Source organism: Planococcus sp. VCh962 (genome assembly GCF_057748275.1).
The window spans coordinates 207,632-228,508 of record NZ_JBYLHS010000005.1 but is presented as its reverse complement, the minus strand read 5'-3'; the positions used below and the strand labels follow the sequence as shown (position 1 = coordinate 228,508).

The window sequence follows — 20,877 nt, the reverse complement described above, 5'->3', positions numbered from 1 at the left end:
CTCAGCCGCTTCGCGTCTTGCGGGGTCTCGGCTGTCTCGCTTTCCCGCAGGCGTCTCCGCTGTTTGGCTCCATATCTGGAGAGCAGAACCAAACAAGAGGAGGTTTTCTTAAACCGTCACACTTTTAGAGCGTCTCTAAAAGTGATAAAAGCGAGCTGAATGCAGTGGAAGGCGGCGACTCCTGTGGGAATAGTGTGAGTCCTGAGACCCCACAGGGAGCGCCAGCGAGCGAGGAGGCTCAGGCCACACCCCACGGAAAGCGTCCGTCCTGGAGCACAATGAAAGATAACATATGAGTTTCTTGACAGCCTATAAATAAAAAAATGGAGGAGCACCCTGACGGTGCCCCTCCATTTTTTATTTTGTTACTTCTTCAATTTCTTCTGTTAAAGCAACCAGTTCATCGATCAATTCGCCGATATAGGCAATCGTATCGCGCAAAGGCTCTTCAGTTGTAATATCGACTCCGGCCATTTTTGAAAGTTCGACCGGCGTTTTTGTGCCTCCGGCTTTCAATACTTCGAGCCACTCGTCAACCGCAGGCTGTCCTTCGTTTAAAATTCGCTTTGAAACTTGTGTGGAAATCGTAAGTCCTGCACTGTAAGTGTATGGATACAGGCCCATATAATAATGAGGCTGGCGCATCCATGTCAGTTCGGCACCTGGCGTGATTTCCACTGCGTCTCCCCAGAATTCTTCCAGAACGCCTCGCTTGAGGGCATTTAATACTCCTGCATTGACGCTTTGTCCGGCGTCGATGCGTTCGTATACTTTCCGTTGATAAGCCGCTTCCAGCAAATGCGTGACAAAGTTATGGTAATAGGTTCTGGCTACGATGGATGAAATCACCCAGCGTTTAAATTTCGGATCTTCGGAATTTTGAAGCAGGTGGTTTGCTACCAGCATTTCGTTCATCGTTGACGGAGCTTCGATAAAGTAAAGGGATGGACGCGCATTGAATAGATTTTGTTCACGGTTGGCATTGTAGAAATGTCCGGCATGGCCAAGTTCATGAGCCAATACAAACACTTCATTCATGCGGCCGGTCCAGGAAATCAGGATATACGGATGGTTGCCATATGGGCTTGCACAAAAAGCTCCCGTGGATTTCCCTGTGTTTTGGGCAAAGTCAATCCAGCGTTCCGAATACGAGCGCTCCACCATCTCCAGGTAATCATCACCCATGATGCCAAGTGCTTCGTTGATGTATTTTTTCGATTCCTCGACTGTGATTTCCGGTTCATAAGAAGGATCCAGCGAAATTTTCAAATCAGCAAACGTCATTTTTTCAAGACCGTGGGCTTTTTGGAGCAATTTCGCATATTTTCGCATATGCGGAGCCAGTTCTTTCATGATCAAGTCGATTTGACGGTTGTACAGCGAACGATCCACTTCTTGGTTAAATAATAAGTAATCGAAAATCGTTTCATAACCGCGCAAGTCGGATGTTGTTTTTTCCATTTGCAGCTGCATGTCATAAGTTTTTGCAGTTGTATGCTGGTATTCTTTTAATTTATTCGAAAAAGCAGTGAATGCGGTCCGGCGAAGCTCCGCATCAGGTTCTGCTTCCCAGTCCCCTTCAAACGATACATAGCTGAGCGGGTAAGGTTTGCCGTTCACTTCAAAATCTTCAAAGGCCATATCGACCATTTTGGTAGTATTATACAATCCATAAGGCGCACTGAATGTAGAAGAATAGGCAGCCAAAGTTTTTTCCACTTTCGGATGAAGCTGATGAGGTTTTTTACGGATCAACTTATTCAAATAGACTTCGAAATCGGACGATTGTTCCATGGCAGCTTTCAGTGTTTCTTCCGGCAGCTCCAAAAGTTCGCTGGTGACAAATGACAAATGGCTGCTGATTTTCGCAGCTGCAGAGCTGTATTTGCTGGAACGCATTTGTGCTGCGTCGTTCGTCTGGTCGGTGCTTAAAGATAAACTTGCATATGTACTGATGGGCACCAGCTTTTCCAGAAGCGTCAAATAAGCTGTCAGCACTTCAATGACCGACGCTGTATCTTGGATGTTTCCGTTATACTGTTCCTGAAAAACAGCAACTTCCTGCTCAAGACTTTCCAAAGCTTCATTGAAATCTTGGTCAGAGGCAAACAGGCTCTCTAAATCCCATGTCTCATCTACAGGCACTTCTGAACGCAGCGGTAAACTTTTGGCCATTGTATCTCTCCTTTTTATTACGGTAATCGAACTAATACCTAGTATATAGACCGAAATGAAAAAAGTAAAAATAAATAAAAAATAAATTTAAAAAAATTAAAAAAATAGGTTTAAGAATAAAAGCTGGTGGAATATATATAGTACAAGGCGGAACTAACGTAGGGAAATGCGTATAAACGAAGTAAGTTTATGAACGCAGCCAGACGATGAATTGCACAGCCTTGGCGGAAAATTTTGCTTTACTGGCGATAGTTACTCTTGTCAGAGACCGATAATACCGATGGTTTCTCTCCAAAAGAAGTGTATCAAATCAGTAAAAAAAGTAAGTTTTTTGTGGAAGTGCACCTAAACGTCTAACTGCAGAAACAAAAATTCGCTGAGATGTAGATGCGAAGCACCAGCCTTAATGGCAAATGACAGTTAGCGCAACAAATTGCATTGGCGAGAGTTAAGAATTCGTCAGAGCATCAACGAGTTGTAGAAGGAATTGAATAAAAATTTTCCGCGTGCGAAATCCCTCTAGGGTTTATTGAGGGACAGAAAAAGGAAAAGCATGATCTGATGAAAAGGATCATGCTTTTTCCTTTTTATTTTTAGAGTTGTAAAAAAGAATGGAAATCTGAATAGTTTTTATATTCTTGAATCTATATGATAAACTACAACAAGACAGCTAAACTTAATAACTACATAGAAAAGAGGGACTTACATGAACGAAGCAATTATGAATGCCATACAAGATGATTACCCGGAAGAATTTGCCTGGTGCTACGGCTGCGGCCGTCTGAACAAAGAAGGACTTCATTTCCGGACAAGGTGGGATGGAGAAGAAACGGTTACTTTATACAAACCGGACCCTGCCCATAAGGCGATACCGGGCTTTGTTTATGGAGGTTTGATTGCTTCTCTGATCGATTGCCATGGAACAGGTTCCGCTTCGCTTGCTTTACACCGGAAAAATGGTTTTGAACCTGGCAGTGGAGAAGAACCGCCGCGTTTTGTAACAGCTTCTTTACATGTGGATTTTTTAAAACCGACTCCTGAGGGGGTAGTTTTAAAAGCAGTCGGAATGGTAGAAGAAATACATCGGAAGAAGTTTAAAGTGACGGTAGAAGTGTTCGCTGATGAAACACTTTGTGCAACAGGGGAAGTAAAGGCGGTTGTCATGCCAGAATCGTTTTCAAAATAGCTAGGTAAGCAGCCAAAAAAATCTCCGCTTTTCCATCTTACTGCAACTAAATTCTATAACCTAGTTTACTGGTAAGAATACATAGGTTTATAGTATAATCAAGAAGTTCATTTGAATAAATTGAAAGTTTTAATGATTAGAACTTCATAGATAAAGGGAGCGAATAAAGATGAGATATGGCTTTTGGCTGCCGATTTTCGGTGGATGGCTGCGCAACGTAGAAGATGAACAGATGCCGGCAACATTTGACTATGCAAAACAAGTGGTTCAGTCAGCTGAAAAATGGGGATACGATACTACATTGATCGCTGAATTGAATTTGAATGATATAAAAGGGATGGAAGCCGATTCGCTTGAGGCTTGGTCTACTGCTGCGGCACTCGCTGCTGTAACAGAAAAAATCGAAATCATGACGGCAATTCGCCCCGCCTTCCATAATCCCGCTGTTACTGCAAAAATGGCCGCTAACATTGATCAAATTTCCAATGGCCGCTTTACTCTAAATGTCGTTTCCGCTTGGTGGGCAGAAGAAGCGCGCCAATACGGCGGCGAGTTTACAGAGCATGATGAGCGCTATGACCGGACAGACGAATTCCTGCAAGTCGTCAAAGGCATGTGGTCTGAAAAGGAATTTTCGTTTAAAGGAAAGTATTACGATATCCAAAACGCCCGCTTAGAACCAAAACCGGTCCGAAAGCCCAACCCGATTTTATATGCAGGAGGGGAAAGCCCGAGAGGCAAAAAATCGATTGTTGAATCGTGTGATGCATATGTAATGCATGGCGGTACCGTTGAAGAAATCAAAACGAAAATCGAAGACATGAAGAAACTGCGGGCAGAAGCAGGAAAAGCTCCGCTGAAATCGTTTGGAATGGCTGCTTATGTAGTATGCCGTGATACAGAGGAAGAAGTGAAAGCGGAATATGCCCGCATCGTAGATATGAAAGATGCCAGCGGCTATGTCGGCTACAATGACTTTGTCTCAAAATCGCAATTGGAGCAGCAAGTGAAACTGGAGGACTATTCGGTTTCAAATCGCGGGTTGCGCCCGGATTTGATTGGCACGCCAGAGCAGATTGCAGACCGCATTCTTGCTTATGAAGAAGCTGGACTGGATTTATTGCTGCTGCAATTCTCGCCGCAACTGGAAGAGATGGAACGCTTTTCACAAAAAGTGATGCTGCTGGTGGAAGAAAAACGAAAAACCATCGAAACACTTTCCAACTAGGAGGAACCCATATGACTGAAAAAATATATGTAATTCATGAAAACGAAGAATGGACCACCCACCTTTTCAAACGTCTGGATGAATTGGAATTGCCCTATGAAAACTGGTTTATCAACGAAGGGCTTGTTGACTTGAACGAAGCTCCGCCGGAAGGTGTGTTCTATAGCCGAATGAGTGCTTCTTCCCATACAAGAGGTCATCGCTACGCACCGGAACTTGCGGAATCGCTACTTGTCTGGCTGGAGCATCATGGCCGCAAAGTCTTTAACGGCAGCCGTGCGCTGCGCCTTGAAGTCAGTAAAGTGAACCAGTATATGGCTTTGAATGCTGCAGGCATCCGCACGCCTAAAACGATTGCAGCCAACGGCAAGGAACAAATCGTGAAAGCAGCGGAAAAACTGGGTGAATCGTCTTTCATCATCAAACACAATCGCGCTGGAAAAGGGCTGGGCGTGCAATTATTCCATTCCATGGAAGCTTTGCATGAATACTTAAACGGCGGTGGTTTTGAACCATCAATCGATGGCATTACGCTGGTCCAACAGTATATTCAAGCGCCGGAACCGTTTATCACGCGCTGCGAATTTGTCGGCGGAAAATTCGTTTACGCAGTGCAGGTCGATACTTCTGAAGGCTTTGAACTTTGCCCTGCAGATGCTTGCCGCATTGATGACTTGTTCTGCCCGGTCGGTGAACAAGTGGAAGAAAAACCGAAATTCCAAGTGGTTAAAGGATTTGATGATTCGATCATTTTGAAATACGAAGAATTTCTTCGCCACAACAATATCGCAGTGGCAGGGATTGAATTTATTCGCAATGCGGATGGTGAAGTTTTCACTTATGATGTAAACACGAATACCAATTATAATTCCGATGCCGAAGCGGCTTATGGAACGTATGGCATGCTGGAATTGGCAAAATTCCTAGGCAAACAATTAAAAGGCGCAAAAGTAACTGCATAAAATAATATGGACATCACGAATGATCAGTGATGTCCATTTTTATTGGCGTTTAAGACTGCAAGCTTAAGGGAAAAAATTAATGACAATACCAGTGCAAAAGGAACGAGGGGATGGAGTATGGAAAATGAACGGAAAGAAGAGCAATTGAAAAACGAAGAAACCGAAACAGAAGCGATTGAACCCGCTAAAGATGACTCGAAGTTCGATAAAATCTACAGCAATGTAGCGTCTAACCGCTACGAAAACTTGCGTACCAGCTATATTGAAATGAAAGCCAAAGAACTTCGAAAAAGAAAAAAGTAAAGATGGGAGCCGGTTGCACTCAATCTTTACTTTTTTCAATTTCTTCGGATACCACAAAAGCGAGATCGTCATTGCCGAACATCTGTAAGATTTCCAGCAAAGTACCGGTGCTAATTTCAATTTCTTCGGGTTCGGCAGCCGCTTCTTCTGCCGCCTTCAAAAGGGCGTCGTTTTTTTCCTGATAAGGATAGGCGCGTGTGTAGAGCGAAAGAGGGTCCAATTGGTGGTTGAGGCACCAGTGGACGAAAAGCTGGATCATGGTATTCTCATCTTGCTGGTACTTTTTGATAATATATTCATCGCGGTTTTCAAATTCCATGCGAGCACTTCCTTTACAGGTTTCTTTTTCCGTTATACCATATTGAACTAGACAATTCGAGTGGATGCGTGGACTTCTCTTGTTTTTTCCTCTAGAATGAATCCAGAAGCAATGATAGTATCGGAGGTTAAAAAATGAAATTACTTCAGGTGAGAAAGGGACAGCTTGTTTATTTTAATAATGAACTTCATAAAGTCTACTCAGTGAAGCCATTAGCAAGGCAATCTGTACTGATGTTCCGGATAAAGGACATGGAGCAAGTCGCAAGCAAAGCGGAAGATATCACCTACCACAAACCGAAACACCTGGATTCGTTCCTGTTCCTAGGAGCCAGGTACACACTCCGGGGTGATATTCCGGCAGAGCCAGGCGGCTATATCCTTATTGTAAAGCCTGATCCGGATTATATGGATCATTATTCACTGAACGAATTTGAGAAAGTTGAATCGGTGGAAGGGCGAGATGTTGTAACAACCCGCCAAAATACAGTAAAAGCGAAAGAGTTTTTCGTAATGGTTCCCGGGGAAGAAGAGGGAAGCAATGATATCACTTATCTGGACAAGTCAAAAGTTTCGCCGGCTCAGCTAGAAGAAGATGCTCAGCTGGAAGATAAGCTGAGAGAAGAAAATGCGATCAAACCTTCTATTGGAGATGTGTACTTGAACTTGGACAATGGATCCACAGCAATGGTCGTGGCTATTGAACAGGACATGATAACGCTAGGCACGGGAAATAAATTGACGTTTCATGCTTTATACAAATCGGATAGCTGGAATTACTTGTATTCCATCAATAGCACGGACAATGAAATTTAATAAGCGAAAAAAGATGGCCGGAGCATAGCTCCCAGCCATCTTTTTTGTTTAAGTTATTCAGGCTCCACAATATGGAATTCTTTTAGCATTGCGTAGAACCGGGCACCGTGTCCTTCGGCAGCTTCAAGAAAGTAACGTTCTGTAATGACGAAACTGCCGGATTGGCCATTGCTGATGACATATGCATGGACGACCGGGTCATCCCATTTCTGACCGCCGTTTGCAATGCCATGAAGCTGATAGCCTTCCACAGGTTCAGTAACTTGTTCTACTTCCCGAAGGTCTGGAAATTCTTCTTTTAACTCGGCTTCAACTTGGTCCACCAAAGTATCCGGTTCAATATCCGGTATTTGTTCAATTGTCATCGACACTTCCGGGTATTGTTCAGGCAGTAGCTCTTTTGTTGTAATGACATCCGGTTCATCACCTTCGTGTTTAATCATTTTGTAGCGTTCTTCATCGATGTAAATCACATAGTCTTCATTTTTTCCTTTGTTCAACTGCATTTTCACTTTCTCTTCCATGCCTTCAATATGAATGACCACTTCTTTTTCCGCCTCAAACATTTCTGCGATTGCTGCTTTTTCTTCTGCCTGGACATTCTGTCCAGCAGCTGGAATTGATTTTTCAGATTGCCCACTTTCTTTAAGAAGTTTGTCCCAAGAGGTTCCTATGTCGTTTTGGAAACTGAATAGCATCAATAGAATGGCGGCTGCAGCAAACAATAAGAGAACCATAGTTTTTTTCATCGCTATTTGGCTCCTTTCGTTTATTGCTACGCTGTTGACTTCATCAATTTTTATTTAAAGAATAGGGTTTTTAACTTCTAAAGGAGCCAGTGCCTTAGTCCGGTCAATAAATATAAAGGCGTCGTAGCGGCTGGAAATTCTTGATGGCACATAATTGCCGCGTGCTTCATATTTAGGATTATAGACCACTCCAATAGCCCGGTGACCCGTCCAGCGATCAAATAAAGAAAAATTTCCGGTATCAAAAATGAGATATTTATTGTGAGCACCGGTGCGATGCAGAATGTCCTCCCATGAATTAACGCGGGCAGGAGGCACATTCATCACGGCATACGGAACACCCCACGCTTCCGATGCGATTACCGTTCCTTCATATGTGCCAAACCCTATCGCAAAAACATCTTCCGGCCGGTTTTGTTCACGGAGAACTTGCCCGACATTCAGCATGCCGTCATTTTTCATATCCGTTGCCCGGGCATCCCCGATATGTGTGTTATGTTCCCAAATAATGATTTTGGCGTCTTTTCCATGATAATCACGGACTTCATTGATCGCTTCCACCATATGCTCATCACGGATATTCCAAGAGACTTCGCCGCTCTTTACCATTGCCCGGTAATAATCCTCCGCATTTTTTGTGACCAACGCATTGATTTTTAGATTCAAATCGCTTTCTTGATCATCGCGGTAATGGTCCTCGTTAGCTCGGATGGAAGACAGCAGTTTAGTGACTTCATCAATGCAGAGGGTTGAGAAATTAGCAGATGAAATGGCATAGCCTTCCGGTTCACGATTGAATGGTTCGAAACAGGAAAATGCTTTTTTTGCCAGCTCCAAATCACCGCCAGCAGGATTGGTATGGGTCAAGTAATGGACAACTTCGTCCATAGACTCCCATAAACTATAAATGTCGATTCCGTAAAATCCGGTTTTGTGGGCGCTTTGGGCATTATGTTCTTTTAACCAGCTGATAAAATCGGCGATTTCTTCGTTAGCCCACATCCAGGTCGGCCAGCGGGTAAAAGCTTGCAAGACTTCATGAGGTGTTTTTCCGGTATTTCCATAGCCTTTAATATAGCGGTTTACTTGCTGAGCTGATGGCCAATCTCCCTCAACTGCGATAATTGAAAAGCCTTTTTCCTGGATCAAGCGTTTGGATAATTCAGCTCTGACCGTGTAAAATTCCGACGTTCCGTGGCTTGCTTCACCAAGCATGACAATTTTCGCATCTCCGATTGCTTCAATAATTGAAGAAAGATCTTTTGCTGAATCAAAGGGACGAGCGTGTATTTTCACTGCCTCCTCAAGTGATTGTTCCACTTAAAAAACCCCCTTCTGTTCAATTGCTTATTGCTATTGTTCCCGTACTGAGCCGTCTGAAAACAGGACGGCGAGCAAAATAAAAACACCCGCTTTCGCGGATGCTGAACTATCTTGCCAGGATATCCTGGAATTCCGGATTTTTTTCAATAACGGCGCTGGCAAACGGGCATTGGGCATCGATGGTTTTGCCTTCTTCACGGGCGTACTGGACAACCCGCTCTACCAGTTTTTTTCCTACGCCTTGGCCTTTTAATTGAGGTGAAACTTCGGTATGGTCCACGGTCAATACATCTCCGCTTGGAACATAAGAGATGAACCCAAGTTCTTCTGAGTCTTCCATCACTACGAACCGATCGTTTTCATGTTTGATATCCATGCAGCTGCCTCCTTTGATTTTAAAGTTCCTTTTCTGTATTCCCGTTTTTAGGCAAGATATTCAATGTGCGGTGAATCGGTGAAAGATAAATTGAATTTTCTTACTAATGAGATCATAATATGTCCATAAAGCCCTCAATTCAAATAGAAGATTTCCAAGTTTTGAATGATGAAAGAGGTGGCTTATGGAGAAAATCATTCAGACGGAGAATTTATCAAAGCATTATCAAAAAATTAAGGCGGTAGATAATGTTTCTTTAGAAGTAGCCAAAGGGGAAATTTATGGCTTTATCGGGCTGAATGGATCGGGAAAGACAACAACTATCCGAATGCTGCTTGGAATGATCCGGCCGACACACGGCCGCTGTTTTCTCAGCGGAGAGCAAGTTAAATTATCGAACTTCAGTTTATGGGAAAAAGTGGGCTATATAGTGGAAACGCCCTATGCTTACCCGGAATTGACCGTCAAAGAAAATCTGGATATATTCTTCCGGCTTCGCAGAATATCCGACCCTATGGCTGTTTTGCGGGTGATGGACCAGCTTCAATTGACAATTTATAAAGATAAGAAAGCAAGACAGCTTTCTTTAGGCAATGCCCAGCGTCTCGGCATTGCTAAAGCTCTTGTGCATAATCCCGATATCTTGATCTTGGATGAACCGGTCAACGGACTGGATCCGGCAGGCATAGTGGAGTTGCGGGAGTTATTTCAGCAATTGGCGTTGAATGAAAAAAAGACGATTTTCATTTCAAGCCATCTGCTGGGGGAAGTAGCAAAAATAGCTACCAAAATCGGCATCATCCATAAAGGTAGTTTGCTGCAAGAAGTGAAGTCAGCCGAACTGAGCCAGCTTTTGAAACAGCGATTGTTATTCGATGCCAGGAAAAAAAACTTAGCAGTTTCCGTTTTATCGGAGGCGGGTGTCAGCTGCTTCATAAACGAGGAGGGATTGATTGAAAGCTACGATCAATCCGCTATCCAATATCCGGAAAACATCGCCCGTTTGCTTGTCGGCAAAGATTGTCCCCCGACTCGATTAATGGTGGAAGAAGAGAATCTCGAGTCCTATTTCTTACGGATGATTGGCAAGAAAGGAGAGGGGGAAAGTGAATAATATACTTACAGCATTCCGCATTGAGAATCTGAAAGTGCGCAAGTCGAAAATGATTTGGATTACTGTTGCAGCTTTTACTGTTGCCCCTTTAATGGGCGGATTTTTTATGTTCATATTGAAAAATCCTGATTTTGCCGAACGTGCCGGATTGGTAGGAGATAAAGCTCAAATTGCAGGTGAAGCAACTTGGCCGTCTTATTTCAGTATGCTGGCGCAAATTATCGCTGTCGGAGGCGTTTTGGTCTTTGGTTTTGTCACCAGCTGGATTTTTGGGAGAGAATATGCAGACCGAACCTTAAAAGATTTATTGGCCCTTCCATATCATCGATCGATTATCGTAAGTGCAAAGTTTTTAACTGTTTTTATCACGGCGCTATTATTGAGTGTGCATGTAACGATATTGGGCATTTTAATCGGCGCTTTCATTGGGCTTCCTGGCTGGTCCGTTGATATCTTGGGCAACGGTTTATATGTTCTGCTTATGACCACCCTGCTGACTATAGCTTTAAGTACGCCCGCCGCTTTTTTTGCCTGCTATGGAAGAGGGTATCTGGCTCCTCTCGGTTTCGTCATTTTTATGGTTGTGGTGGCCCAAATCATTGCGGCCATCGGTTATGGCCATTATTTCCCTTGGGCAGTTCCGGCTTTGTATAGCGGAGTGGCAGGAGATGAACTGGCTTTGCCTTTAGGCAGTTTGCTGGCGGTTATGGGAACCGGCCTGGCTGGTTTTGCAGCGACGCTTTGCTGGTGGTTATGGGCAGACCATCACTAGCGTGTAGAGAATTAAAAAGGTGAAGATGATATACTTGAACCAATGCATGGCTTGGCCATAAAGAGAAGAGGTTTGTAAATGAAATTCAAATTACTTTTGCTTTTATTGATATCTGCTGCAGTAATTTCAGGCTGCGGAACCGATAAAATGAGCGGATCGACTACATTATTAGATCAAGATGGACAAGAAGTAACGTTCCCGCAGGAAAAACCGGCTCTTTTTTTCTTTATCACGACCTATACTTGAAGTCATTGCCAACAGCAACTGGTTCAGTTGCATGAAAATATAGAAGTTTTAAAGGGCTTGGATGTTAATACGTATATCATTAGCGGTGATACACCTGAACAACAGCTTCAATTGTATACAGCTCTGAAAGATGAATACGGAGAAAGCCTTCCTTTCATCTCAGATCCTGACCTGGAAATTGTTGAACTGCTCAATATGAAAAACGGCGATGCAGCGTATAGAGGATATGGGATGCTGGACACAGACGGCACTGTCGTCTTTAATGAAGCCAACGACCTTTGGGGAGAGCAGCTATCTCAAACGATGGATAAAATCAATGAAGAATATGAAAAGCTTTCTGATAAATAAAAAGTAAAATGAAAACCGCAGCTTTGCGGTTTTTTCATTTTACTTCAAGGTTTCATAGTTTAGCAGCCATTAAAGAATCCAGCGGAAGCATGGATTTATTTCATTTTATGATTCGAACGGCTATCTGTTTCCCATAGGAAACATTATTTTAGGAGAACTATTTTCATTAATGGGGGAAAGAACATTGCCGTAGACCCACTCGATAGCCCTCTGGTATGCTGTTTTAGGAAGGTTGTTGGAGGGATATCAGATGGAGCAGAAATACCTTGATTTGAAACTGGGAGAGCGAGGAGCCCGCCTTAGCATTGCTGTTTACCTCTTTTTATCAGCACTGAAATTAATAATCGGCCATATAGCGGGTTCTGAAGCATTGAAAGCAGATGGACTGAATAACACTACTGATATTGTTGCTTCAGTAGCGGTTTTGATCGGTTTAAAAATTTCCCAGCGGCCACCGGATAAAGAACATCGCTACGGCCATTGGAAAGCGGAACCTGTTGCTTCTTTGATTGCGGCTTTTGTTATGGTGGCAGTGGGGCTTCAAGTTTTGTACGATGCGACATTATCAGTGTTTTTCCGTCAAATGGAAGAACCAGATCCGATTGCAGCCTGGACCGGGTTGTTTAGTGCTGCTGTGATTTATTTAGTATATAGATATAATAAGAAATTGGCTTTGAAAATCCAGAGTCAATCCGTGATGGCTGCAGCAAAAGACAATTTGTCCGATGCATTGGTCAGTATCGGAGCTGTAATCGGGATTCTCGGTTCTCAGCTTGGATTGCCATGGCTGGATCCTGTTGCGGCTCTAGCGGTAGGGCTATTGATATGTAAAACCGGATGGGATATTTTCAGGCAAGCCTCACACGATTTAACAGACGGCTTTGATGAAAATCAGCTGGAAGTTTATAAAGAGTCCATTTACACAGTATCTGGTGTAAAAGGGATTAAAAATATAAAAGCACGCAAGTACGGAAACAATCCGGTAGTGGATGTCATCATATTGGTTAATTCCAAATTGGGAATAGGAGCGGCTCACGATATTTCGAATGACGTGGAACATGTGCTGATGAAGGAACATGATGTCATTGAGGTGCATGTCCATGTTGAGCCGAACTGATGGTTATTATTGAATCCATTGAAATTACTGTAAGAAACAAGCAGAAGTGCAGAATGTTGAATTTAAAGGAAGAAGAGCTGTCAGCCAGGGCAGCCTTTCTTCCTTTTATTTTACAAAGTTATGGCTGCTGGCAGTGTATATATAGAAAGAACGGTTCCTTAAAGTTTTATAAGACATTGAAAAAGTAATGGTCGCCTGCCATCGATGGCCATACATTTGACTGACAATGGTTATTAATCGTATATCAATGGGGTATAGCATAAGAAAAGAGGTGAGAAAATGGAAAAACAACAATTAGCCGGGGTTGCCGTAGACCGGATTGAAAAAGTATTTGGTGAACATCCTGAATACCGGAGGGCCCATGCGAGAGGTGTAATATATGATGCGGTATTTTCAGCAAATGGCCTAGCAAAAGGGTATACGACAGCTCCACATCTTCAAGGCGGAGAGATAAAAGCGATTGCGCGATTTTCCCACAGTTCTCCCGATCCTACTTGGTCAGATATCATGTCACCAGTAAAAGGGCTGGCGGTGCAATTTCAATTGCCTGAAGGAGAAATAACCAATATTGTTGGCGTCAATTCCCCGATTTTTTTTGCCAAAACGCCGGAAGTGTTCACTGAAATTTTGGGCATCGTTACATCATTCAAAAAAGGAAAGCCGCGCCTTCGGGAATTGGCAAAGCTGCTGATCCAGTATCCGGAAAGCCGAGCCGCGATTAAAGTGTTGAAGAAAATGCATGCACCGACCAGTTTTGCCACAGGCCGCTATCATTCAATTCATGCTTTTTATTTTATTGATCAGCAAGGTGAAAAAATACCGGTCAAATATGAATGGGAACCGGATGCAGGAATGGAAACGTTATCGGCTAGAGATGCTGCATCATTGCCATTTGGTTATTATGAATGGGAAATTGAAGATCGCTTGCAGAAAGAACCTGTCAGTTTCCGCTTGAATATTGTGCTGGGTGAAGAAGGTGATCCGACAGATGATCCAACAATCGCTTGGCCGAAAGACCGCCGCAAAGTCACGATTGGCCAATTGACCATTACTCAATTGGCAAAACATGCGGATTCATTGAAATTTGATCCAACTATTGTTACCGAAGGAATAGAGTGCTCGGAAGATCAAATTCTCAATTTCCGAAGAGCTGCTTACTCCATTTCCCATGAACGGAGAAGTAATGAGAAGTAAAAAACGTTGAAGCCTTAAATGGCTTCAACGTTTTTTCAATTAGTACAGTTTCCCTTGACGGTATAAAACAGTCGTCAATCTCATCACGGAGTGGATAAAGCAATTTTGCCGGAGCGGGAAAGGGTCTCCGAAAAACTGCGGCAAGATGATATCCATCGTCGCTTTCATTTTCGCCAGAAGCAAGCGGAAAACTTCTTCCTCGGTATAAAACTGGGTTTCGCGGCCTTGCAGCCATTCCAAGTAGGATACAATAACGCCGCCTGCATTGGCGAGGATATCCGGAACGATGATGACGCCTTGATCACTCAAGTATTCATCCGCTTCTTGAGTAGTAGGGGCATTTGCTCCTTCCACAATAATGCGTGCGTGAATATCCCGCATATTGCCTTCGTGAATCTGGTTTTCCAGAGCCGCGAGGATCAGGACATCAACCGGCAAGGTTAGAAGCTCATCCCGGCCTTTAATGGCAGCCTTTACTCCGGCTTGAGATATTTGATCTACCGTAGACGGCAAATCTCCGCGATTCTTATTGGCAAATGCCATTAATGCCGGTATGTCCAAGCCGTCTGCGTTATAAAGAGTGACATTGCGGTCACTGACTGCAACGACCCGGTTATCAATTTCTTTGCTGCTGTAGGCTTCTAATGCCGCTACTGAACCGACATTGCCGAATCCTTGAACTGCTAATGTAAGCGGCCGGTCCAAATGAGCCAAGGCAGTTGCAGCGAAGATGTTATCTGAAGCGGCTAATTCTTCAGTATGATCTCTTACATAGTCAGAGAATAAATAGCGGAAGGTAAAGTAAACCCCTTTGCCGGTGGCTTCTCTTCGCCCTAACGATCCACCGTTCGCAACACTTTTTCCAGTGAAACTGCCTAGATAAGGAGAGCCGTGCTTAATTTTCTTGTATTCGGCCATCATCCAGTCCATTTCACGTTCACCTGAACCGACATCCGGTGCAGGGATATCTTTATCCGGACCGATAACTTCAGAAAAATAACGGACATATTTGCGGCAAATCAAATTGAGTTCCTTTTCCGAATAAAGGCGCGGATTGAGGATGATCCCCCCCTTGCCTCCACCAAATGGCACATTATGAAGCGCGTTTTTCAAAGTCATCAAAAAAGCCAGATTGACGACTTCTTCTTCGTTCACGCTTTCATGGAAGCGGATGCCGCCTTTATAAGGACCCAGGGCGTCATTATGCTGTACGCGGAAAGAAGGAATCCGAACCACACTGCCATCATCCAGCGGAATCCGAAGGAATGATTTATGTATATTGTTCGGAGTTGAAAGAATGGCACTCATCGAGGTAAAAGCCTGTACCCGCATTTTACCTTGAAGTTCCGGCAAGAACGTTTTGCTGTCGAGCAGGGCATTCAACGAGCTTTGGATAACCGCACGCGTCTGCCCTTCAATTACTTCTACACCGGTTGGATTTTCCGTTCCGGGACCAGGTGATTTCACATTTCCATCCATTTTCAAGACACCTCCGTCATATTTTCACTATTCCCTCTATACCCCTCCTGTCAGTATTTATGCACATAAAAAAGCCCTCCAGCAATGAAACCGGAGGGCAGAAGCAATTATTTTTTTATGACTTTGCTATGTTTGACTTCTGCATTCAATGCTTTGAATAACGAGAAAATCATTAAGATCATGACAAACGAGAAAGGAAGAGCTGCCACAATGATGGTGTTCTGGACAGCCGTCAACCCGCCGACAGACAATAGAATGGCGGCAACCAATGATTGGGCGATGCCCCAAAGAATTTTGATCTGGTTGCTCGGTAGCAGGGAACCGTTGGTTGATTGCATGCCAAGAACGAAGGTAGCTGAGTCAGCAGATGTAATAAAGAAAGTACTAACTAGCAGAATAGCGAAAAGTGACATGATAAAACCAAGCGGCATTTCGCTGAACATGGCAAACAAAGTTTGTTCAGTAGGGAATACAGTCAAATCGACTCCGCTTTTTTGAATATCGATTGCCGTCGTGCCGAAAACAGAGAACCAGAAAGCTCCGAAAATTGTCGGTGTCAGCACTACACCAATCAGAAATTCGCGGATGGTGCGCCCTTTGGAAATGCGGGCGATGAACATGCTGACAAAAGGCGCCCATGAAATCCACCATGCCCAGTAGAAAATGGTCCACATATTCAACCATGACCGGTTCTCCGCATCAAGCGGCGCTGATTGGAAACTCAAGCTGATTAGATTTTGTATATAGTGACCAAATGTTTCAGTGAACAAATTAAGAATCAGCAAAGTTGGCCCAAGAATAATGACCAGTATCAGCAGAATAACAGCAAGCACCATATTGGTGTTGGATAAATACTTGATGCCTTTATTCAATCCTGACCAAGCCGATATGATGAACAGGACAGTCACAGCCATGATGATAATAAATTGGACCCAGGATTCCTGAGGCACACCGAACAGGTATGCAAGTCCGCCGTTAATTTGAGCAGCGCCGAAGCCGAGTGAAGTTGCAACACCAAAGACGGTAGCAAAAACAGCTAGCACGTCAACCAGTGTTCCTAATGGCCCTTCCATTTTCTTACCGAAAATCGGCTTCAGTGTTGATGAAATTAACGCAGGTTCTCCTTTGCGGAACTGGAAAAAGGCTAATGCCAATGCAATTATCCCATACATCGCCCAAACATGGATTCCCCAATGATAATAAGTGCGCTGCAGTGATTCTTTAAACGCCTCATCAGTTCCTGGTTCAGCTGTAGCCGGCTGTACTGCAAAATGGCTTAGCGGCTCAGAAGCGCCATAAAATACAAGCCCTATTCCCATACCCGCCGAGAACAGCATGGATACCCAGGAAATTGTCGAGAATTCGGGCCGGTCAGTATCTTTCCCAAGCCTGATTCTTCCGTAAGGACTGATGATGATAACAAATACTAAAATCAGAATTACTCCCATTAGCATCAAGTAATACCAGCCAAAGCTTGTATCAATAAACCCTCGAATGCTGCCAGTTGCTTTTTCAAAAATTTCAGGTGCAATGACGCCAAAGGCGACAGTCAAAATAACCAAAGCAAATGTGATGTAAAATACTCTTGAAGCTTTCTTCATAATTCCTCCTTCGGGTTTTTATAAGGCATAGTTCATAAGGTTACCGAAAATAATTGTCTGAGTCAACTAATCACTGGAAGGCAAAGAAGTTCAAGAAAGAGGGGATTTCACTGCTCCCATTCGTTCATTTGTTCTTCTTCGGAAACTACACGCAAGTCATCAGCAGTAATTGTCATGACTTCATAGTCATTCTTTTCAGCGTAAAGCTCAGCTTCTTTTTTAGTGAATTTTGGGGAGCCGTCCATTTCTTCATCATACACAATCAGCATGCCGTCTGAATTGCGCAAGAAAAATTTGTTTTTCTCGATAAATTGCCACGGCGCTTCGTATGGACGATTGGTCAAGCTGCGGTGGAAATCTGCATTCTCAAGAATCATTTGGTATTTTTCCTGCTTCGCTTCATTCCATTTCTTTTCCTGATCGAGAAAAGGCGTAAGTACAGCATATTTCAATTCAGGGAATTCTTCCTGCAAATCCCAAACGACTTCTGCTGCCCATGTTTCTACTCCAAGTTGGCCGCTTATTATAACCCATTCCAAACCTTCATCCAGCAGAGCACGCAAGCGATTTTCAAGTGCCTTTTTGATATATTGGACGCCGGGGTGCTTATCGTCAAAAATTCCAAGTTCGTGCTGTTTATATCCTGTAATAACCAATCTTTTCAGCATCTGAATTCTCCTTTCAAGTAGAATGCTAAGCAATTCATTCTACCGTACTCTTTCCCTTATTTGTACCCGTCGCATCTGCATATGAAAACTGAAAAGTCTTACTGCTTTTGGCTGCTGTGATAAAATAGGGGCATTAAAGGAGGGGAACTGTATGGTAAACCTTGAAGATGTAAAAAGAGCAAGAAATGAGATTGTGGAGATGGTCCACGAAACACCTGTCTTTACGTCAGCCCTTTTGAATGGAAAGACTGGGAATCAAATTTTCTTAAAGGCGGAACATCTGCAAAAAACAGGCTCATTCAAAATACGAGGAGCTGCTAATGCAGTGAAGCAGGCTGTCAAAGAAGGGGCGGAATTCATTACAGCGGCTTCTTCCGGGAATCATGGACAAGCAGTAGCTTACATTGCCGATCAACTTGGAGTGCCGGCGACCATTGTTGTGCCGGAAGACGCGAACCGGGCAAAAGTGGCGGCGATTGAAGGGTATAACGGAAAAGTTATTTACTGCGGGCTGACTTCGGCTGAGCGGATTCCGAAAGCCAAGCAACTGGCAGAAGAATACAAGGGCATCTATATCCCGCCGTACGATCATCCCCATGTAATCGCCGGCCAGGGAACGGTTGGCCTCGAACTGCTTGAGCAAGTAGCGGATCTCGATATCATTGTCGTTCCAGTCGGCGGCGGTGGATTGATCAGTGGAATCTTGACTGCCATAAAAGGCATTGATCCGGCCATTCGGGTCATCGGGGTAGAGCCGGATACCGCCAACGATACATACTTGTCACTGGCGAACAAACACATCACGGCAATTTCCGGGACATCGACAATTGCAGATGGTTTGCGCACTTCACAACCTGGACAGCTGACGTTTCCTATTGTACAGGAATATCTGGATGATCTGGTGTTAGTGTCGGAGGAAGAAATCAAAGAAGCTTTTCAATTCATATTGGAGCGAACGAAGCAATTGGTTGAACCTTCGGGTGCTGCTGCCGTCGCTGCTGTGCTGGCAGGAAAATTAGAAATTCACGGCAAAAAAATTGCTATTGTTTTATCTGGGGGCAATGTGGATTTAACGCAAATTCAAATGTTTTTGCCGGAATGAAAGCCAGGTTTAGTCTTTTCGTGAATGGGAAAAGATAGATATACTTTAAAACCAGAAAGGAGCGGTAACGATGGCAGAGGAAAAACAACCGCATGAAAAGCTGGCGGATAAAGAATTAAATGTTAAAGCGGCACAAGAAGTCCATTTGCAAGACGATTTTAAAAAAGCCGATAAAGCTGCTGAGCAGCAAGACAAACAGGAAAATGAAGAATCAAAGGATAAATAATGCCGAAGTAACCGATGGATTGGAGAAGAGCCAGTCTATCGGTTATTTTTTATGAAGAAAAATCCTTGTTCCCGCATCTTGCATTCTAAAAATGAAAGCGTTAACATATGTTTAAGTATTCTGAACATACCAACTGGTTAGTAGTGTATCAGCAAAAGAAATGGATGGGGGAATGATTGAATGAACGTACTGGATCTTTTCAAGTTGGAAGGCAAGACGGCGATTGTAACAGGAGGCGGTCGGGGTCTTGGAGCGCAGATCGCGGAAGGTCTTGCAGAGGCAGGAGCGAATGTAGTCGTATGCTCAAGAAAATTAGACGCTTGTGAAGAAATCAGTGAGCAGTTGAAACAAAAGGGTGTTAAGTCCCTTGCACTTGCCTGTGATGTCACCAATCCCGAAGATGTTAAAAAAGTAGTTCAAAAAACGCTGGAGGAGTTTGGCACCATTGATATTCTAGTAAACAATTCCGGTGCCACTTGGGGGGCGCCGGTCCTTGATATGCCCCTGGATGCTTGGCATAAAGTCATGGAAGTCAACGTGACAGGCACATTTCTCATGAGCCGCGAAGTGGGAGAGGCAATGATTCGCCAAAAAAGCGGTAAAATCATCAACATTGCATCTGTAGCTGGCCTTGGCGGAATCGATCCCCGGCTGATGGATACCATTGGCTACAATACCAGCAAAGGAGCGGTGATTACCTTTACAAAAGATTTAGCGGCAAAATGGGGCCAGTTTAATATAAACGTCAATGCCTTAGCTCCAGGATTTTTTCCGACCAAAATGTCGAAAGTGCTGATAGAGCAGGGCGGAGACCGTTTGCTCGATCAAACACCGCTGCGGCGCTTTGGCACAGAAGAAGACCTCAAAGGGGCGGCCTTGTTTTTAGCTTCCAAAGCCTCGGATTATGTTACCGGGGATGTAGTGATTGTAGACGGAGGCATGCATGCTATTTAAAGCAGTGCAGTGAGAAACTCCCATAAAAAAGCAAGTTTAAGAATGGCGGGGAAAAAGCATGAAAGCAAAAATCAAACAGCAGAGCATACTGCTATTCGAACAAAAAGGCTTTAGCGAGACATCCATCCAGGACATTGTGGATGTTCTCGGAGTGACAAAAGGAACTTTTTATTATTACTTTCCGAGTAAAGAGCAGCTGCTAATGGATATTCATTCAAATTATATCGATGATTTGCTGAAAAGACAGCAAGCAATCCAGGAAGCGGAAATGAACAACCGGGAGAAGCTGCAAGCGATTGTGGAGCTATTGATAGGCGACATTCAAGATCATGGGCCGAGTGCCCGCGTCTTTTTTAGAGAAATGAGGCACTTGGCTTCCGAAAATGCAGAAAAGATAAAACAGAAACGGGAACAATTCCGCTTGAATATCGAAAAGCTGATTTCCCAAGGAATTGAAGCAGGTGAGTTCCGGAATGAAATGCCATCAGATATTGTGGCATTCGCCATTTTGGGAGTCACGAATTGGAGTTATCAGTGGTTTAATCCGCATGGTGAAATATCTGCCAAGCGTTTAGCGGAAATCTACAGCGATTTGATATTGAACGGCATCACTTAACTTT

At 43.8% G+C, this 20,877-nt stretch carries 22 protein-coding genes and 1 pseudogene; 15 read left to right on the top strand and 8 right to left on the bottom strand.

Going from position 1 to position 20,877, the window contains the following annotated elements:
- Positions 1-357: 357 nt before the first annotated feature.
- Positions 358-2,175 carry an oligoendopeptidase F gene (gene pepF / locus AC3AQ9_RS14945; RefSeq protein WP_488308281.1) on the bottom strand — a complete coding sequence of 606 codons (1,818 nt, stop codon included), beginning with the start codon at positions 2,173-2,175 and terminating at the stop codon, positions 358-360.
- A gap of 706 nt (positions 2,176-2,881) precedes the next feature.
- Between pepF and AC3AQ9_RS14940 the strand changes: the two genes are divergently transcribed.
- From AC3AQ9_RS14940 to AC3AQ9_RS14925, 4 genes are all read left to right on the top strand, one after another.
- Positions 2,882-3,361 carry a PaaI family thioesterase gene (locus AC3AQ9_RS14940; protein ID WP_488308280.1) on the top strand — a complete coding sequence of 160 codons (480 nt, stop codon included), beginning with the start codon at positions 2,882-2,884 and terminating at the stop codon, positions 3,359-3,361.
- A 169-nt stretch (positions 3,362-3,530) separates the two neighbouring features.
- Positions 3,531-4,589: an LLM class flavin-dependent oxidoreductase gene (locus tag AC3AQ9_RS14935; RefSeq protein WP_488308279.1), complete on the top strand. Its 1,059-nt coding sequence runs from the start codon at positions 3,531-3,533 to the stop codon at positions 4,587-4,589.
- An 11-nt stretch (positions 4,590-4,600) separates the two neighbouring features.
- Positions 4,601-5,551, top strand: a complete 951-nt coding sequence (locus tag AC3AQ9_RS14930) for an ATP-grasp domain-containing protein (protein WP_488308278.1) — start codon at positions 4,601-4,603, stop codon at positions 5,549-5,551.
- A 117-nt stretch (positions 5,552-5,668) separates the two neighbouring features.
- Positions 5,669-5,854, top strand: coding sequence for a hypothetical protein (locus tag AC3AQ9_RS14925; RefSeq protein ID WP_488308277.1), 186 nt, complete (start codon positions 5,669-5,671; stop codon positions 5,852-5,854).
- Between the two features lie 19 nt (positions 5,855-5,873).
- On the opposite strand, the gene yxiS is transcribed toward AC3AQ9_RS14925, so the two are convergent.
- Positions 5,874-6,173 carry a protein YxiS gene (gene yxiS, locus AC3AQ9_RS14920; protein WP_488308276.1) on the bottom strand — a complete coding sequence of 100 codons (300 nt, stop codon included), beginning with the start codon at positions 6,171-6,173 and terminating at the stop codon, positions 5,874-5,876.
- A 134-nt stretch (positions 6,174-6,307) separates the two neighbouring features.
- Here yxiS and AC3AQ9_RS14915 point away from each other — a divergent pair, with 134 nt between their 5' ends.
- Positions 6,308-6,988 (top strand): hypothetical protein, encoded by a 681-nt coding sequence (locus tag AC3AQ9_RS14915; RefSeq protein ID WP_488308275.1) that lies wholly within the window; start codon positions 6,308-6,310, stop codon positions 6,986-6,988.
- 53 nt (positions 6,989-7,041) lie between these two features.
- On the opposite strand, the gene AC3AQ9_RS14910 is transcribed toward AC3AQ9_RS14915, so the two are convergent.
- The 3 genes from AC3AQ9_RS14910 to AC3AQ9_RS14900 all read right to left on the bottom strand — a co-directional run bounded on the left by AC3AQ9_RS14910 (position 7,042) and on the right by AC3AQ9_RS14900 (position 9,436).
- Positions 7,042-7,737, bottom strand: coding sequence for a hypothetical protein (locus AC3AQ9_RS14910; protein WP_488308274.1), 696 nt, complete (start codon positions 7,735-7,737; stop codon positions 7,042-7,044).
- 54 nt (positions 7,738-7,791) lie between these two features.
- The gene (locus AC3AQ9_RS14905; RefSeq protein WP_488308273.1) at positions 7,792-9,057 is read right to left on the bottom strand and encodes an erythromycin esterase family protein; all 1,266 of its coding nucleotides are present in this window, start codon (positions 9,055-9,057) and stop codon (positions 7,792-7,794) included.
- Between the two features lie 109 nt (positions 9,058-9,166).
- A complete protein-coding gene (locus AC3AQ9_RS14900; RefSeq protein ID WP_488308272.1) occupies positions 9,167-9,436 on the bottom strand; it encodes a GNAT family N-acetyltransferase in 270 nt (89 codons plus the stop codon).
- Positions 9,437-9,620: 184 nt separating this feature from the next.
- Here AC3AQ9_RS14900 and AC3AQ9_RS14895 point away from each other — a divergent pair, with 184 nt between their 5' ends.
- From AC3AQ9_RS14895 to AC3AQ9_RS14870, 6 genes and pseudogenes are all read left to right on the top strand, one after another.
- Complete coding sequence (locus AC3AQ9_RS14895; protein ID WP_488308271.1) at positions 9,621-10,550, top strand: ABC transporter ATP-binding protein; 930 nt, start codon at positions 9,621-9,623, stop codon at positions 10,548-10,550.
- A complete protein-coding gene (locus AC3AQ9_RS14890) occupies positions 10,543-11,322 on the top strand; it encodes an ABC transporter permease (protein ID WP_488308270.1) in 780 nt (259 codons plus the stop codon). The genes AC3AQ9_RS14895 and AC3AQ9_RS14890 overlap by 8 nt, the downstream gene beginning before the upstream one ends.
- A gap of 78 nt (positions 11,323-11,400) precedes the next feature.
- A complete protein-coding gene (locus tag AC3AQ9_RS14885; protein ID WP_488308269.1) occupies positions 11,401-11,568 on the top strand; it encodes a hypothetical protein in 168 nt (55 codons plus the stop codon).
- Positions 11,569-11,583: 15 nt separating this feature from the next.
- A pseudogene (locus tag AC3AQ9_RS14880) lies at positions 11,584-11,916 on the top strand (hypothetical protein); the annotation flags it as partial.
- Positions 11,917-12,166: 250 nt separating this feature from the next.
- Positions 12,167-13,033 carry a cation diffusion facilitator family transporter gene (locus tag AC3AQ9_RS14875; protein ID WP_488308268.1) on the top strand — a complete coding sequence of 289 codons (867 nt, stop codon included), beginning with the start codon at positions 12,167-12,169 and terminating at the stop codon, positions 13,031-13,033.
- Between the two features lie 279 nt (positions 13,034-13,312).
- A complete protein-coding gene (locus AC3AQ9_RS14870; RefSeq protein ID WP_488308267.1) occupies positions 13,313-14,227 on the top strand; it encodes a catalase family peroxidase in 915 nt (304 codons plus the stop codon).
- Positions 14,228-14,266: 39 nt separating this feature from the next.
- Here AC3AQ9_RS14870 and AC3AQ9_RS14865 read toward each other — a convergent pair whose 3' ends face one another.
- From AC3AQ9_RS14865 to AC3AQ9_RS14855, 3 genes are all read right to left on the bottom strand, one after another.
- A complete protein-coding gene (locus tag AC3AQ9_RS14865) occupies positions 14,267-15,646 on the bottom strand; it encodes a Glu/Leu/Phe/Val family dehydrogenase (protein ID WP_488308289.1) in 1,380 nt (459 codons plus the stop codon).
- Between the two features lie 167 nt (positions 15,647-15,813).
- Entirely contained in the window at positions 15,814-17,307 is a 1,494-nt protein-coding gene (locus AC3AQ9_RS14860) for a glycine betaine uptake BCCT transporter (protein ID WP_488308266.1), read from the bottom strand.
- A gap of 107 nt (positions 17,308-17,414) precedes the next feature.
- A complete protein-coding gene (locus AC3AQ9_RS14855; protein WP_488308265.1) occupies positions 17,415-17,975 on the bottom strand; it encodes an SLOG family protein in 561 nt (186 codons plus the stop codon).
- 151 nt (positions 17,976-18,126) lie between these two features.
- Between AC3AQ9_RS14855 and AC3AQ9_RS14850 the strand changes: the two genes are divergently transcribed.
- The 4 genes from AC3AQ9_RS14850 (at position 18,127) to AC3AQ9_RS14835 (ending at position 20,873) form a co-directional block, all read left to right on the top strand.
- Complete coding sequence (locus tag AC3AQ9_RS14850; RefSeq protein WP_488308264.1) at positions 18,127-19,077, top strand: threonine/serine dehydratase family protein; 951 nt, start codon at positions 18,127-18,129, stop codon at positions 19,075-19,077.
- 70 nt (positions 19,078-19,147) lie between these two features.
- Entirely contained in the window at positions 19,148-19,303 is a 156-nt protein-coding gene (locus AC3AQ9_RS14845; protein WP_488308263.1) for a YfhE family protein, read from the top strand.
- 180 nt (positions 19,304-19,483) lie between these two features.
- On the top strand, positions 19,484-20,257 hold the full coding sequence (locus AC3AQ9_RS14840) for an SDR family oxidoreductase (protein WP_488308262.1): 774 nt from the start codon (positions 19,484-19,486) through the stop codon (positions 20,255-20,257).
- Positions 20,258-20,315: 58 nt separating this feature from the next.
- Positions 20,316-20,873, top strand: a complete 558-nt coding sequence (locus AC3AQ9_RS14835) for a TetR/AcrR family transcriptional regulator (protein ID WP_488308261.1) — start codon at positions 20,316-20,318, stop codon at positions 20,871-20,873.
- The last annotated feature ends 4 nt before the right edge of the window (positions 20,874-20,877 follow it).